Below are 16,260 nucleotides of genomic sequence, written 5' to 3'. Positions count from 1 at the left end.
ATTCGTTTCCATTGACAATAGATTATTCTTACAACTTCTAAACAGATCATACCATGCCACACATTTCTTTACCAGAAGGAGTACCCGGTATTCGGAGCCTGGTTTTATTTCGTCCGGACACGGGCCAGCCTTTATATGAGTTAGCTCAGATCTTACTGAGAGGTGAGTCCCCATTAAGTCCTGCCGAGCGGGAGTTGATTGCCACCTATGTATCCTTTCTGAATGCTTGCGTTTTTTGTTCCTGTAGTCATGCTGCAGCAGCACGTTACCTATACAAAGACGAACAACAGACAGTAGATCTGGTATTGGAGGATTATCAGAATGCACCTATTTCTGATAAGCTTAAATCCCTATTGACCATTGCCGGAAGAGTTCAGAAAGATGCCCGTACCGTATCAACGGACGATGTTGCACTGGCCCGGAGTTTTGGGGCGACAGATCGGGATATTCATGATACTGTATTAATCGCTGCTACTTTTTGTATGTTCAACAGATATGTAGATGGATTGGCAACTATTGCTCCTGCAAAAGACGACATAAGCGCCTATGCTCAAATGGGTGAACGTATGGGTACCATAGGGTATGTAATGCCTAAACCAGTTTCTGCCGCAGTCTGATATATAGTAAACGTACTTATCCCTATGGCTCATATCCAACTTCCTGAAGAATTACCTGGTATTCGCGGACTTATGGCATTTCGTCCTTATACAGCGAAACCTTTAAATGCTTTAGCAGAAGCGTTGTTACGTATTGATGAAGGTCTCTCAAAAGGAGAGCGGGAGTTGATCGCAACTTTTGTATCATATCTCAACGATTGCTTTTTCTGTCAGAGTATTCATGGGGCTGTGGCCCAATACTACTATCCGGACTCGGAGATTGTACAACAAGTAAAAGCAGATTATCTGTCAGCTCCTATCTCCGATAAAATGAAAGCTTTACTGACCATTGCCAAAAGTGTACAGCAAGGAGGAAAATATGTTACAGAAGAACAAATCTCACAGGCAAAGAATGCAGGTGCCACTGATCTGGAAATTCATGATACGGTTCTGATTGCAGCCGCCTTCTGTATGTTCAACCGATACGTAGATGGGTTGGGAACATTTGCCCCTAATTCTCCTGAATTGTATCAGCAACGTGCCAAACGGATAGCCGAAGAAACAGGATATCAATATTCTGTGCCTCAATAATATTTATCAAACAAAGATATTGTGGAAGTTTTTCTACATGCTATTTATTTTCTGATTATGCGCCTTCATTCCTATACTATCGGAGTGAAGGCGCATTTTTTGTAAATCCCTTTTTATTTTATATGTTGCTGAAAAAGAACTTTTTGATACTTTTTTACATTTTCAGAATAGTACAGTTTTCTTTAGCCGACATACTTAGTTTATTAGGTTCTAAGAAACTTTATGATTTAACTAGAAACTGGTTTTACAATAAATGAACCTTCCCAAAGATTCTGCTATAGGCCAATTAATGGGCCATTTTCCAAAAGCTGGTATCATTACATGGATAGGATTACGTCCGGACAGAAGAGTCCCTGTTCAGGCAGTAGATCAGGTTGAAGCGATTGCTGGGAAAGGATTAGTAGGTGATCATTACCAGGGGCGATCTACCAGCAACCGTCAGGTTACACTGATTCAGGAAGAACATTTGTCAACTGTTGCTTCATTCCTTTTTGTGGAGAGACTTGATCCTGCCTTGGTTAGGCGTAATATTGTGGTGAAAGGTCTCAATTTACTTGCACTAAAAGATAAACAATTTTATATAGGAGATGTTCTTCTGGAAATGACAGGCTTATGTCAGCCATGCTCACGAATGGAAGAGGTGCTGGGGCCGGGAGGATACAATGCTATGAGAGGGCATGGTGGTATAACAGCAAAGATACTTCAAGGTGGTATTATACAATTGGGAGCTCAGGTAATTGTAGCAGAGAAAGAAGAGGTTAAGGACCTATATGTTTATGGAAAAAGCTTATAAAATAAGCTTGGCAAAGATTGTAACAAATTTGACAAACTATACTTTTTCCTGATCGGGGAGAAAATATGTTTTCCATATACTAAATCGTTAAAATGCAGGTTAACATATAGTGCGACAGATAAGGTATAGATGGTATTTCTTAAAACCTTACCTTTGTAAGGTAATCGACTCAATTATTACTAAAATCACGGTTACTTTTTCGGTACTTTATAAGTGTCAACCCAAGCTATAATGCGCTAAAAAGGTACTACATCAGGATAACTATTTATTTACAGCTATGTGCGGTATTACAGGGTTCTATTCGACTCAACAAGATTTCTCTGAACACGATTTGCGGGAGATGACTGCAGCTATTCGTCATCGGGGACCCAATGCTGAAGGACACTTTTTAGACGAAATTTGTGGCTTAGGGCATCGCCGGTTAAGTATTCTTGACTTATCTGAAGGTGCAAACCAACCATTTTACAGTAACAATGATCGATTCGTTATTGTTTACAATGGTGAAGTCTATAATTACAAAGAGGTTGCCAATCAGTATGGTATTACACCACACACAACCTCTGATACAGAGATCATTCTTGAAGCTTTTGTAAAAGATGGCATACACTGTGTGAATTATTTCAATGGCATGTTTGCCTTTGCCGTGTATGATAAACATAAAAAAGAACTGTGGTTATGTCGGGATCGACTAGGTATTAAGCCTTTATTTTATTATTGGGATGGGAGTAAACTGGCTTTTGCCTCTGAACTGAAATCTTTGTTAACTCTGCCCATAGCCAAAACTCTGAATAAGCCCGCTATTGCTGAGTTTTTACATCGTGGCTTTATTCCTGCCCCATACACCATTTATCAGAATATCTACAAACTATCTCCTGGTAGCTGGCTAAAAATTTCCGATAATGTATTGGAAGAACAGAAATACTGGAAGATAACTGAGAATATTGGTAAAGAAATTATTTCGGATGAGCGCCAGGCGATGGAGCGTGTAGAGGAATTATTACTCAGTTCGGTTAAGTATCAATTGATTAGTGATGTTCCGACAGGGGTATTTCTCAGCGGTGGAGTGGATTCCAGTACAGTGGCTGCCCTTACTGCTCACCAGCTTTCACATCCTATCAATACATTTTCTATTGGCTTTAGAGAATCGCGTCATAACGAAGCCCCTTATGCAAGAGAAGTAGCTGAGCATTTACATACAAACCATCATGAGTTTATTGTTTCTGTTCAGGATGCAAAAGACCTGGTAGAAACAATGCTGGATATTTATGATGAACCTTATGCTGATTCATCTGCTATTCCAACTATGCTTGTTTCTCAGATGGCAAGTAAGTATGTGGGTGTAGTATTAACAGGTGAAGGCGGAGATGAGCTTTTTCATGGGTATGGTATGTACCAGTGGGCAGATCGTTTATCACAGGGTTGGCTTAAACTTTTGCGAAAACCTCTGGCATCTCTATTAGCTGTAGGAAAAGAAGCCCGATACCAGAAAGCAGCAGAGTTGTTGGAATATTTTTCTGAAGATGATATATCCAGCCATATTTTTTGTAAGGAACAAGGGTATTTCTCTTATCCGGACCTGAAAAAACTGGTAGGAGAGCCTTGGGTAAATGGGAAAGGATTTCTTTCCAAATCGAGTTTGCCTCCTGTTGTAGAGAATCGTCTGTTAACGGCATCCGAGACACAGAGTCTGTTTGATATGGTAATGTATCTGCCTGACGATTTGCTTACAAAGGTGGATAGAGCTAGTATGCAATATGGCCTTGAAGCTCGTGTGCCGTTACTGGATCACAGATTAGTTGAGCTGGCTTTAAATATCTCACCTGAATTAAAAAATAATGGAGGCACTACAAAATATATCCTAAAGCAGATCCTCTATAAATATCTTCCTTCTGAGTTATTCAATCGACCCAAGCAAGGATTCTCCATTCCATTGTATGACTGGCTGCTGACAGATCTACGTTATTTGATAGATACTTATTTAAGTAATGACGTAATAGAACGGCATGGATATGTCAACAAGGAAATGGTAAGTACGATGAAAAAAGAGTTCTTTGCCGGAAAAAAATATGTGTATAACCGGTTGTGGACACTTATTATTCTACACCGTTGGTTGGAGAAAAATACCTAAACCTGCTAAATTTCCAGAGCGCCAATTGATATTGGCGCTTTTTTATTACCAGTACAAGGCGCTCTAATAAGTCAGAGGCCGGTGGGATGAATGGTAAAAAGAATATCTTTGTCCCTCTAAAATGATTTCTTCTTTTGTATGTCCTCAGATACTATTCATACTATAACACCTGCTACACCTACCTCTGTTCTTTATCTTAGTTATGATGGCTTAACTGATCCTTTGGGACAGTCGCAGGTATTACCTTATATCATGGGACTTGCTAAACGTGGCTATCAGTTTACTATTATTAGTACAGAGAAGACAGAGGCTTATGAAAAAAGAAAAGATATAATTAAGGGACTTATTGAGCCATTTGGGAAAGATATTGATTGGCAACCCATTTTCTATACCAAAAAACCCCCTGTAGTATCAACGCTATGGGATGTGAGGAAAATGCAAAGCAAGGCAGTTGAGTTGCATAAGAAAAAACACTTTCAGATAGTACATTGTCGCAGTTATATCACAGCCTTGGTAGGTGCATTTCTGAAAAAGAAGTTTCAGATTACTTTTATCTTTGACATGCGTGGTTTTTGGGCAGACGAACGAATAGAAGGTGGAATCTGGAATCTGAAGAATCCGCTTTTTAAAAGTGTTTATCAATTCTTCAAGAAAAAAGAAAAACAGTTTCTGCAACTTGCAGACCATACCATATCACTTACATTTAATGCGAAGCAGGAGATTCATTCCTGGCCTGGCTTTAGCACTGTCCCTATTCAGGTGATACCTTGTTGTGTTGATACGCAATTATTTCAACGCAATAACGATCTGTCTGAGTCTAAAGAATTAACGATTTCCTATCTGGGTTCATTGGGAACTTGGTACATGCTTGATGAGATGCTGCATTTTTTCAAGCGGGTTCTGGTTTACTATCCTCATGCTCATTTTCTATTTATTACTCCGGATGATCCCGAAATGATTCGAACTAATGCCCGAAAGTATGGAATTTCAGGCGATACCATTCGTATTATGAAAGCAGAACGAAAAGAAGTGCCGATCCGACTGGCAGAAAGCCATATCTCGTTATTTTTTATTAAGCCCTCTTTCTCAAAAAAAGCATCTTCTCCAACAAAGATGGGCGAGATCCTGTCTATGGGGATTCCTGTGATTTGTAATGCCAATGTAGGAGATGCTAACTATCTAATGGAGAATTATTCTTCAGGAGAGTTGGTCAGAACTTTCACAGAGGTCGAATATGATAGAGTAATCAGTCAGCTTGATGAGATTCGTAAGATTTCTTCTGAATCTTTACGTCAGACAGCTCTCGATTATTTTGACCTGGAGAAAGGGATTGGTTTATATGAGGAAGTGTATCAGAAACTATCTACTGCTAATGTCTGAAAAGAAATCTAAAGCTATCCGTTCCATTCTTTTTATATTTCCTTATCCATCAGGCACCGCTGCTTCTCAACGATTCCGGTTTGAACAGTATCTGGATTTCTTACCAGAAAATGGTTTGCAGTATCAGCTAGCTCCTTTTATGGATGAAGAAACCTGGAAGATTCTCTATAAACCAGGTAATACCTGGAAGAAGATAAAAGGAATTGGGAAGGGATTTTTACGTCGAATAGGTTTATTGTTCTCTGTACATAAATATGACTTTGTTTTTATTCATAGAGAAGCTACTCCTGTTGGCCCGCCATTTATTGAGTGGATCATCGCAAAAGTATTTCGCAAACGCATTATTTTTGACTTTGACGATGCTATATGGTTACCCAATACCTCTGAGAATAATAGCATCATAGCAGGGATAAAGTGGCACCAAAAAACGAAAAGTATTTGTCAATGGGCATGGAAGATAAGCGCTGGCAATAAATACCTAGCAGATTTTGCGAAAAGTTCTAGAAAAGCTGATAAAAGTGAGGAAAAAAGTGTCATTGTTAACCCTACAACCATTGATACAAAGAACCTGCACAATCGCTTAAAAGAACAGAATACTGACAGTTTTGTTATTGGCTGGACAGGAACTCACTCTACGATTGGATACCTGGAGTCTTTATTGCCAGTTTTGAAGAAACTAGAGGAAGATTACTCCTTTACTTTCCTTGTTATCTCAGATCGTAAACCAGACTTTAACCTTAAGTCATTGCAGTATATCCCCTGGACAAAAGCTACGGAAGCTAATGACCTGCTGAGAATGAATGTAGGGGTGATGCCGTTACGTGATGATCAATGGAGCCGTGGTAAGTGTGGATTTAAGGCATTACAATATATGTCTTTAGGAATACCTGCGTTAGCTTCTCCTGTTGGCGTAAACGCAGATATTATTCAACATGGAACTGACGGTTTTCTATGTTCCGAACCTCAGGAATGGATAGATTGTATAAAGTTATTAATCCATGATGTTGAATTACGTACCACAATGGGATTTATCGCAAGACAAAAAATTGATAAAATATATTCAGTTACAGGTAATCAGAATAATTTTATATGCTTATTCCAAACACAAAACTGATGATCCTACAAAAAAGAGCTTCTGCTTTGGCCAATAGCCGTTATGTAAATATTTATATCTTTTTCCTTTTTTTCTTTGTCAGATTAGCCTTCGTATTTTTTAGTAGGTTTGATAATTATGAATTAAGTGGTGATAGTGGATGGATTATTAAGTTAGGTATGAATGTATTGGATGGAAATCTGGATTTTGACATTGGTCGTTTTATTGCAGCTCCTTTCTATCCTTACTTTATTGCTGTTAATATGTGGATTTTTGGATCTTTCTGGAATGTAAGTGTGGTATTTTTTCAATTGGTTCTTTCTGCTTTGTCTGGAGTAGCTTTGTACAAAATTGCTCTATACTACTTTGATAAATTAACCAGTTTACTAGCGACTCATCTCTACGCTCTATTCCCATTAACATTTTGGTGGGTACATACATTTGCTACGGAAATGGTCTTCCAGTGTTTTCTTATATTTGCGATATATTATTTGATTGTTTTTGTACATTCACAAAAGAAAGTGCATTTGATCGTATCTGCATTATTATTTTCGCTATGTTATCTGACAAAGTCCCATATACTACTATTCTCTCCTTTCATTATTCTATACATTTTTTATAATCTGAAGAGCGCAATTCATACAAAAATAATATATGGGGGGATATATGGAGGAATATGTTTGTTGGCCTCTTTACCTTTCGGAGTTTATAATATAACATCTCATCAAATATATGTTATTTCAAGTAATGGGTTGGGGTATCAGTATTATTTAGGTAATTCAGATGCAGGCTATGTTACAATTGTAGATGTACCTCCTGTGGGAAGTGAGGCCTACCAGAAGATGAAAAATATAAATGAAGATGCGGGTTTTTTTAATGGGAGCAAATACGATAGTATTTTAGTTCTGCCACAACGGGTGAAACAGTCTTTATTTTTACAGGAAAGTATGCGGTGGATTATACTACATCCACAGAAGTTCTTGAAGATAAAAGTGTACAACCTATTTTTCTTTTTGATGCCCGGTGTTTCGTTCAGACATTATTCAATAGGGGCATGGGCCTTTTCGTTTATTTTATCTTGCCCTATATATTTACTGGCTTATAGTGGAATGTTTACTTTATTCAGACAGGATTTTAAAAAGCATATATGGATGGCAGGCTTATTTATTGCTATGCTTGTATTTTCCGTTGGAATATATGTGCAAAACCGTTTCAGAACTATTACACTTGAACCATTTTTTCTTATATACGCAGCCTATACATTGACAAGTCTTTATCAAAAGTGGAAACTTACTCAGAAAACCTAACTTTTCAATACTAGAGGATTTTCTAGAGTATTGTTCTGAAATGAATTCTGGAAGATTTTCTTTTTTTTCTTTTTTATTGCCTGACTTTGAATGATATACAAAGCTGAAAGAAAGAATGGCATCATAGGAATTTTGTATCTTACCAATGTTCCAAAGTTGTAACTACTTACACCAACGGCAAAAGAGAACGTAATAGCAAAGATCAGACAGAATAAAAGAATAGGTTGAGAGGTGAGTATGGAAAATAAGCGACTCAGCTTTATTTGTATCAGGATACGGACAGTGAGAAATAAAAAGAATGTAGCTTCCAATGCAGACAAAAGCATAACAGGGTTCTTAGCTTCCCAAAGATAAGGGCGGTATAAACTTACGTTAATTGCAACTGGAGCTTTGGAAATCATGTTTGTCCATGTTCCATCAAATTCGCCTAATGAGTAAACGGAACCTCCCTGACTAGTTCCAACAGTACGTAGCCATTCTGCAGTGGTCTTAGTTGTAGCAGTAATATTATCTAGTTGATAACGGGTGTTTTCTTCTGTAATCTTTGTAATAGCCCGATAACTGATGGGTATTGAGATGGCTATGACAATGGGAAGAGTTATAAAGCGTAGAAGACCTGAACGTATACGCGCTCTATATTCCATAAAAATCCAAAAGAATGCTGCAGGTAGAAAACAAAGCAAAATATATACCTTTATACCTTGTACAACCAGAATAGCTAGAAACATAACAACAATGTTGGTTACTATGTATTGCCGTTTGATAATACCAAAATAAAAGGCATGAAACATCCATCCCAATGCACCCAATGTAATGGTATCCTTCAAAAGGCCTGATCCCCAGAAAAATACGGATGGAATAAAGAATATAGCATAGGCTAACTTTTTATGTAAGTGAGGATATAAGTCATAAAAGACTTTGTACAATGCCCACATACCAGAAAAGCACGTAATAGCAAAAAATATAGCAATCAGACTATAGGTATGAAATGTAAATAGCCCAAAAAAGCCGGAAAGGCGAACAACATGATAGGAATTGGGGTCAACATAGAAATAAATACGTCTTACATACTCATAGATGCTGGGATCATACTGTCTATCAGTGAAAATAATACTGATAGCTTTGAATGGAGAATCCAGAAACGCTTCCCATATAACTTTACTATCTTTAAAATAATTATATGTATCACCTCCATAATAATAAAACTGATAAATAAGTCCCAATGCTATGGCCCCTATAATCTTTACATTGAGTGCAGGAATAAAATAAGGGCGAATGACTTTATTGCGGATTCGGTTGTTTATCATGAATGCGACTGCATAGATAAACAGCAGATATACTGGGGTTAAAAACAGGTCTTTTATATCCATTCGGGTATGACTACTGATTGTCCTATCTGAAGAGATCCATTCTCACATATAGGCAAATACTTAAAATTCAGATCTACTTTTATGTAAATATAGTCGTTGTTACCCTAATTTCCATTACTACCTGTTGGCAAAAGAAGATATATAACCAGAATTGATGCAGGTGAAGTTGTACGATTTACAGGTACATGTGGAATCTTACCATTAAAAAACAAAGAATCACCTTCCTGCATTACAACCACTTCATCACCTAAGTGATATTCTATTTCACCTTTAAGCAGATACTTAAATTCGTATCCATCCGTTATAACCTGATCTCTTTGCGAACCTGGTTGAAGATCCAGAATAACAGCCTCGATAGTGACAGAAGGAATGCTGGAGGTTAGGATGGAATGATAAAGGAATCCGAAACCTTCTTCTTTCTCAAAGGGTGTATACTCTGATTTGCGACGAAGAATATATTTTTGTTGTTCAGGTAGGTCAAGCCCTTCAAAAAAAACATCCAGATTTATTTTTAATGACCTGACAATGGATAGAAGTACAGGTAGAGAGGGAATAGTGCGTCCATTTTCAATACGAGATAGTAAGCCCTTACTTATTTGTGATTCTTCTGCTAGTTCGTGGAGTTTGATTTGTTGCTGGTTTCGTATCTCCCGAATTTTCTTTCCAATTCGTATAAAGATTTGATTATTCATGCCATTATTTTGAGTACTGGTGCATTTGAGATTCTCACTGAAATGGTGTCTGTTGTATCATGCAAATATGGAGAATAGTTTAATGTAGTTAAACTTGAGTTGCCATCAGGGGCAAAATTTAACAATCATTTAAAATTAAGTTGTATATTAGTAAACTTAGAGTTTATACTTTTGAACCATACAAAACCTAAACCAACCTTCTCTCTATCTAATAGACTATGATAAAATAAAAGACTCCCTATTTTCATAAGGCTATAAAAAAACCGGGATTGCGGCAACAACCCCGGTTAATGCAAAAGCCTTTGTTTGTCCATCTTCCCATGAACACCAGGTCACTTTTCAGTTAAAAAGTGATCCAGGGCTTTCTTTGTTTTTAACAAATACCACTATTCATTAAAAAACGACCAAATGTATGAAAAATTATTTACACAACACATTTGATTTACCAAAGAGGTGTGTAAGATTTACGCTTTTCTGTGTATTTTCCTTGCTTGCGTTCAGTAGCTATGCTCAAACCCGAATTATTACAGGAAAGGTTACTTCTGTAGAGGAGGCATCTGGATTACCTGGAGTATCTGTTGTGGTTAAAGGTACCACAAAAGGCACTACTACTGGGGCTGATGGTAAATATTCCATAGAAGTGCCAGAAGGGAAAGATATACTGATATTTTCTTTTATAGGTTTTTTGCCACAAGAGGTGGCTGTAGGTAATAGAGCTGTTATAGATGTACCTATGGATGTTGATACTAAGGCATTGCAGGAAGTAGTTGTGACAGCCCTGGGTATTAAAAAAGATGCGAAAACTATTGGGTATGCTACACAGGAAGTAAAAGGTGCTGACTTAATTAAAGCACGTGAACCTAATCCTATTAATTCATTGGTAGGTAAAGTAGCAGGTTTGACTGTTGGTGCTTCTGCTGAAATGCTGGGTCGCCCTCAACTGGTACTTAGAGGAAATGAAGATGTACTTTTTGTGGTAGATGGTGTACCTGTAAACTCAGATACCTGGAATGTAAGCCCTGATGACATAGAAACATATACTGTTTTGAAAGGGCCAAACGCATCTGCTCTCTATGGTTTTAGAGGTAAGAATGGGGCCATTCTGATTACTACCAAAAGAGGTTCTTCTGATAAAAGAGGATTTTCTATAGAGTTTAATTCAAGTACTATGTTTGATAGAGGATTTAATGCAATCCCTAAAACACAGAATATGTATGGTCCTGGAGACCATGGAGTGTATGCGTTTGGTGATGGCAAAGGTGCTGGAAAAAATGATGGAGATTATGACATCTGGGGACCTGCACTGAATGGACAATTGTTGCCTCAATATGATAGTCCTATTACACCTGGAAAAACATATACTACTACATTCCCGAATGGAGTTGCATTTACCAGTGACAGACAGCCTACACCTTTTATAGCTCGTGGTAAAGATAACCTGAATAGATTTATTCAAACCGGGATATTGTCTACCAACAATATCTCAATATCATCCAGTAATGACAAGTATGATCTGCGGTTTTCAGTTTCTAATTCTTATCAGAAAGGGATTGTTCCTAATACCCAGTTGAATATTACCAACTTCAACATGGCAAATGGAATAAATTTCTCTCCTAAGCTTCGTCTGGAATCAAGTATTAACTACAACCGACAGAGTACTCCCAATATTCCGGATGTAAATTATGGACCTAATAGCTTAATCTATAACATTACTATATGGGGAGGTGCAGACTGGAACATTGATGATTTCAACCCGGATAAGGGTGGATCATACTGGCAACCTGGTAAAGAAGGTACTAGTCAGATTTATGCCGAATACCAGCGGTATAACAACCCATGGTTTGTTGTAAAAGAATGGTTGCGTGGACATTACAAAAATGATGTATATGGGTATACTTCATTACGTTACAAACTGAGTGATTATCTGGAAGCAACTTTGCGCACTCAGGTAACTACCTGGAATGTGTTGAGAACAGAAAAGATGCCTTTCTCTGCTATCTCTTATGACAAAACTCAAGGATTTGGGGATTACCGGGAAGATCGTAGAAACCTGTTTGAAAATAATACAGATGTATTGTTAAAGTTTGCGAAAGATGTATTGCCTGGTTTGAACATGACCGTTTTTGCAGGTGGTAGCATTCGGACATTTAATTATACATCTACCTATGCTACAACAGATTATCTTAATACACCTGGTGTATATAATTTTAGTAACTCCCGTAATGCCGTTCAGGTCTATAACTTTAATTCAAAGATGCAGGTTATTGGCGGCTACTACTCACTTGATCTTTCATACAAAGGATTTCTTAATCTTTCCACAACGGGTCGTGTAGATAAACTTTCCACATTACCGTCTCAGAATAATACTTATTTCTATCCATCTGTTGCAGCAAGTACTGTGATTTCTGATTATGTACATTTGCCTTCTGTTGTCTCCTTTCTGAAAGTAAGAGGATCTTACGCAAATGTGAAAGATGGTGGTACTTCTTCTACAATTGGGCCTGCAGGATATCCTATTGGATATGGTGCACCTTATTCATCCTCTTATGATGGGCCAAGTTATATCAATTCTCCTACTTATACATTAGGTAAGTATTACAACAATCAACCTTATGCTGTCTATACAGATGTTATAAATAATCCTAATTTAAAACGTGCCTCAAATTCTTCTTTTGAAACAGGTTTTGATATACGCTTTCTACAAAACCGACTAGGGTTAGATCTGACCTATTATACTACTCTTAATGGACCACAGATATTTCCTCTGACAATATCGGAAGGTACTGGATATTTAAAGGCTTTAGTGAATGCTATTAAAACACGTAAAACAGGTTTGGAAATTTCTGTAACAGGAACTCCTATAAAATCTACTAACGGATTTACTTGGGATGTATTGGCTAACTGGTCAACGTATAAAGAGGTTTATAAAGAATTTCACCCAAGTTTAGATGTTTTATATAATTATTTTAAAGTAGGAGATCGTGTAGATAAGTATTATGATCAGGCATTCGTGCGGACTCCTGATGGCCAGATTATTAATGATGCCGGTGGACGACCTATTCAAACAACTAGGAATCAGTTTCTGGGGTATTCAAATCCTGACTGGGTTTGGTCTATTAATAACAAGTTCAACTACAAAGGAATCACATTAAGCTTACAGTTTGATGGTCGTGTAGGAGGTGTTATGGTTGACTATGTGAAACGCCAGACTTTCCGTGGTGGTCGTCATATCGCTACTGTGGAAGGTGAAATGGGCATTGCTAGAGCAAATGATGTTCAAAATGTAAAATCTTATGTAGGTCAGGGAGTAGTCGTTTCTAATGGTGCAGCTATTAACTACGATTCAGAGGGAAAGGTGACAAACTATAATGAGTTGGCCTATGCGCCTAATACTACTAAGACCTTCTTACAGGATTATATAAGCCGTTACTACTCTACAGCTGAAGGGAACCTGATTAGCAAAACATTTGGAAAACTTAGAGAAGTAGTCGTAGGATATACTATCCCGTCTTCCTGGTTGTCAAAAACGTTTATCAGACAAGCAAATGTCTCTTTTGTAGGACGTAACCTTCTTTATTTTGCAAAAGAGAAAGATGTAGACATAGATCAGTATGCAGGTAACCAAAGTTCTTCCAACCTTCAGACACCTACTACGCGCCGTTACGGATTTAACCTAAATGTGGTTTTCTAAATAATCTTTCTGTATAGAAGGCAACTATCTAAGATTCTATTGCCTTCTGTACTTTATTCTGCTATCAATTTAAAAATACACATCCATGAAGACATATATATCTATATTCATTATTCTTTCCGGAACGTTTTTTCTGGGGGGATGTCAGAACTTCAAAGAATTAGAAAAGAACCCTAATAACCCAACTTCTGTACCTGCCTCTCTGGTATTGCAAGGTGTGTTGAAAGATCTTTATTCTCCAACAGGTGTTGAACAACCATGGGGAGATGTACATCGCTGGAATCAGTTTTATTGTATCAACTATAATTACTATGGTAATAACCAATATACCTGGACTTCTACTTCCTGGAATTATACAACCTTAAAAAATGTGGTAAAGATGGAGGAAGAAGCGTTGGCAGCAGGAGCTGGTGACGTAAATCCCTATTCTGCATTAGCGAAATTCTTTAAGGCTTACTTTTTCATTTATATGACACAACGAGTAGGAGATATACCAATGACTGACGCATTGAAGGGACTTGAACTTACTCATCCTACATATGATACGCAAAAATCTGTATACATACAATCTTTGAAATTACTGGATGAGGCTAATTCGGATCTGGCTGAACTTATTGCTGCCAATAATACGACACTGATTGGAGATTTTTATTATGACGCTGCAGGTGGTACAGACAAGGTAACACTACTGAAACAATGGCAAAAGCTTGTGAATACTTATACTCTTCGGGTTTTGATAAGTCTAAGCAAGAAGGAAGCTGATGCTGATTTAAACATCAAACAAAAGTTTGCTGCTATTATTAATAATCCAACTCAGTATCCGATAATGACTGGTTTGGGTGATAATCTTCAGTTTACTTATGATGCTACATACAATAAATATCCTACTAATCCTGGTAATTTTGGAAATGATGCTACTCGTCAGAACATGTCCAAACTGCATCTTGATTTGCTGAAATCATTAAAAGATCCTCGTATCTTTATTGCTGCTGCTCCTGCACAAGCTAAGCTAAATGCTGGAATTAAATTTGACAGTTTTGATGCATATGTTGGAGCTAGTTCAGGCGAAGATCTAGGGGATATGTCTACTAAAGCAAACCAGGGCGAGTATTCTTTTATCAACCGCTTGAGATATTATAGTAACTATACCGGTGAGCCAGGTATTATTGTAGGATATTCGGAAATGTGCTTTAACATTGCAGAAGCTATCAACAGAGGATGGATAAGTGGGAATGCAGAGGAATCTTATGTAAAAGGAATTAAAGCTTCTATGAAGTTTTATGACATTACTGATGGTGGAACTATTACGGTAGCTGATCAGGACAGGAAGCAACTAGGAACTGTAACAACTTCAGTAACTGATTATTTGGATCAGTCTTCAGTAAAATATAAGGGCAATAATGCAGATGGATTAACCCAGATTCTTACACAAAAATATCTTTCATTTTTTCAGAACTCAGGATTTGAGGCATTTTATAATCAAAGGCGTACAGGTGTGCCTGCTTTCCTGACAGGGGTTGGGACAGGTAACAGTGCTCGGATTCCGAGAAGATGGCTCTATCCACAATCAGAAGAATCTACAAATACAGAAAATCTAAAGAATGCATTACAATCTCAGTTTGGAGGTACAGACGATATTAATACTGATATGTGGTTATTAAAATAATTTCCTCTTTTTGACTTTCCTCATGAGCATCTCTATATCTGATATAGAGATGCTCATATACTATTCTCTCATATTAGTTTTTAGGAATGAAATATTATCATATAACTTGTTCTGTCATTACTATTTGGAATGTATTAATTGCATGTCTGGTAACTACTTCAATCTTTGGATGGAGTGGTTTTTCTGACAAACATAAATCTGTTGTATTTCCTTCTACCCGTTATCCATTTATTGTTATTGCGCATCGCGGAAATCATGTGAATGCACCTGAAAACTCTATTCAGAGTTTACAGGACGCAATACGGGTTGGAGCTGATTATGTTGAAGTAGATATCCGAACTACCCAAGATGGGCATCTGGTAATTATGCATGATGGCTCTGTAAACCGAACTACCAATGGGGAGGGCAAAATAGCAGAAATGACTTTGTCCCAGTTTAAAGCATTAAAGCTGAAAAATGACCCTACCAATCAAACTCCTCCTATGTTTGAAGAGATTCTGAAAGAAGCTCGGGGGAAAATAAATCTTTATCTGGATTGCAAAGATGTCAAGCCGGAACAGGTTAAGAGTTTACTAAACAAATACAAAATGCTGGGTTCTGTTATTGTATATACAGAGCCTGGAGAAGTCCAGGACTGGAAGAAAACAATGCCTTCTGTACCTGTAATGGTTAGCATGCCAGATTCTATAACTAGTTATGCTGAACTCAAACAATGGATTGTAAAGAATCCGGTAGATATTCTGGACGGATCTGTATTGTCTTATACCAGAGAGAATGTGGATTTTCTTACAAAGCAGGATATCAAAGTCTGGCCTGATATTCAAAACCCTGATGAAAATCCTACACAATGGCAGAAAGCAATAGATATGGGTATTACAAGCTTGCAGACCGACCATCCTCAAGAATTAATTCAGTATTTGAAAACATTAGGTAAACACTAATTTATTATTATC

General features: G+C 37.5%; 12 protein-coding genes. 10 read left to right on the top strand and 2 right to left on the bottom strand.

What is annotated here, in order from left to right; translation table 11 throughout:
• Nucleotides 1-53 precede the first annotated feature (53 nt).
• The 7 genes from QNI15_RS30120 to QNI15_RS30090 all read left to right on the top strand — a co-directional run bounded on the left by QNI15_RS30120 (nucleotide 54) and on the right by QNI15_RS30090 (nucleotide 7,888).
• Nucleotides 54-617, top strand: a complete 564-nt coding sequence (locus tag QNI15_RS30120; RefSeq protein ID WP_314035400.1) for a carboxymuconolactone decarboxylase family protein — start codon at nucleotides 54-56, stop codon at nucleotides 615-617.
• A gap of 24 nt (nucleotides 618-641) precedes the next feature.
• The gene (locus tag QNI15_RS30115; RefSeq protein WP_314035398.1) at nucleotides 642-1,187 is read left to right on the top strand and encodes a carboxymuconolactone decarboxylase family protein; all 546 of its coding nucleotides are present in this window, start codon (nucleotides 642-644) and stop codon (nucleotides 1,185-1,187) included.
• 253 nt (nucleotides 1,188-1,440) lie between these two features.
• Nucleotides 1,441-1,980 carry an MOSC domain-containing protein gene (locus QNI15_RS30110; RefSeq protein ID WP_314035396.1) on the top strand — a complete coding sequence of 180 codons (540 nt, stop codon included), beginning with the start codon at nucleotides 1,441-1,443 and terminating at the stop codon, nucleotides 1,978-1,980.
• 277 nt (nucleotides 1,981-2,257) lie between these two features.
• On the top strand, nucleotides 2,258-4,108 hold the full coding sequence (asnB, locus tag QNI15_RS30105) for an asparagine synthase (glutamine-hydrolyzing) (protein WP_314035394.1): 1,851 nt from the start codon (nucleotides 2,258-2,260) through the stop codon (nucleotides 4,106-4,108).
• Nucleotides 4,109-4,246: 138 nt separating this feature from the next.
• Nucleotides 4,247-5,488 carry a glycosyltransferase gene (locus tag QNI15_RS30100; RefSeq protein ID WP_313998909.1) on the top strand — a complete coding sequence of 414 codons (1,242 nt, stop codon included), beginning with the start codon at nucleotides 4,247-4,249 and terminating at the stop codon, nucleotides 5,486-5,488.
• The gene (locus QNI15_RS30095) at nucleotides 5,481-6,602 is read left to right on the top strand and encodes a glycosyltransferase (RefSeq protein ID WP_313998907.1); all 1,122 of its coding nucleotides are present in this window, start codon (nucleotides 5,481-5,483) and stop codon (nucleotides 6,600-6,602) included. Before QNI15_RS30100 ends, QNI15_RS30095 begins: the two co-directional genes overlap by 8 nt.
• Complete coding sequence (locus tag QNI15_RS30090; protein ID WP_313998905.1) at nucleotides 6,602-7,888, top strand: glycosyltransferase family 39 protein; 1,287 nt, start codon at nucleotides 6,602-6,604, stop codon at nucleotides 7,886-7,888. The genes QNI15_RS30095 and QNI15_RS30090 overlap by 1 nt, the downstream gene beginning before the upstream one ends.
• Here QNI15_RS30090 and QNI15_RS30085 read toward each other — a convergent pair.
• Together QNI15_RS30085 and QNI15_RS30080 are read right to left on the bottom strand one after the other, a co-directional pair.
• Complete coding sequence (locus QNI15_RS30085) at nucleotides 7,885-9,258, bottom strand: hypothetical protein (protein WP_314035392.1); 1,374 nt, start codon at nucleotides 9,256-9,258, stop codon at nucleotides 7,885-7,887. The two genes, QNI15_RS30090 and QNI15_RS30085, sit on opposite strands and share 4 nt — an antisense overlap.
• A gap of 104 nt (nucleotides 9,259-9,362) precedes the next feature.
• Nucleotides 9,363-9,950 (bottom strand): helix-turn-helix domain-containing protein, encoded by a 588-nt coding sequence (locus QNI15_RS30080; RefSeq protein ID WP_314035390.1) that lies wholly within the window; start codon nucleotides 9,948-9,950, stop codon nucleotides 9,363-9,365.
• A 412-nt stretch (nucleotides 9,951-10,362) separates the two neighbouring features.
• Between QNI15_RS30080 and QNI15_RS30075 the strand changes: the two genes are divergently transcribed.
• The 3 genes from QNI15_RS30075 to QNI15_RS30065 all read left to right on the top strand — a co-directional run bounded on the left by QNI15_RS30075 (nucleotide 10,363) and on the right by QNI15_RS30065 (nucleotide 16,248).
• Nucleotides 10,363-13,641, top strand: a complete 3,279-nt coding sequence (locus QNI15_RS30075; protein ID WP_314035388.1) for a SusC/RagA family TonB-linked outer membrane protein — start codon at nucleotides 10,363-10,365, stop codon at nucleotides 13,639-13,641.
• An 85-nt stretch (nucleotides 13,642-13,726) separates the two neighbouring features.
• Nucleotides 13,727-15,307 (top strand): SusD/RagB family nutrient-binding outer membrane lipoprotein, encoded by a 1,581-nt coding sequence (locus QNI15_RS30070; RefSeq protein ID WP_314035386.1) that lies wholly within the window; start codon nucleotides 13,727-13,729, stop codon nucleotides 15,305-15,307.
• Nucleotides 15,308-15,393: 86 nt separating this feature from the next.
• Complete coding sequence (locus QNI15_RS30065) at nucleotides 15,394-16,248, top strand: glycerophosphodiester phosphodiesterase family protein (RefSeq protein WP_314035384.1); 855 nt, start codon at nucleotides 15,394-15,396, stop codon at nucleotides 16,246-16,248.
• Nucleotides 16,249-16,260: the final 12 nt, after the last annotated feature.

Origin of the sequence: Xanthocytophaga flava, from assembly GCF_030068545.1 — a bacterium.
Classification (GTDB): domain Bacteria; phylum Bacteroidota; class Bacteroidia; order Cytophagales; family 172606-1; genus Xanthocytophaga; species Xanthocytophaga flava.
The sequence above is the reverse complement of the archived record's forward strand: the minus strand, read 5'-3'. Positions and strand labels throughout refer to the sequence as shown.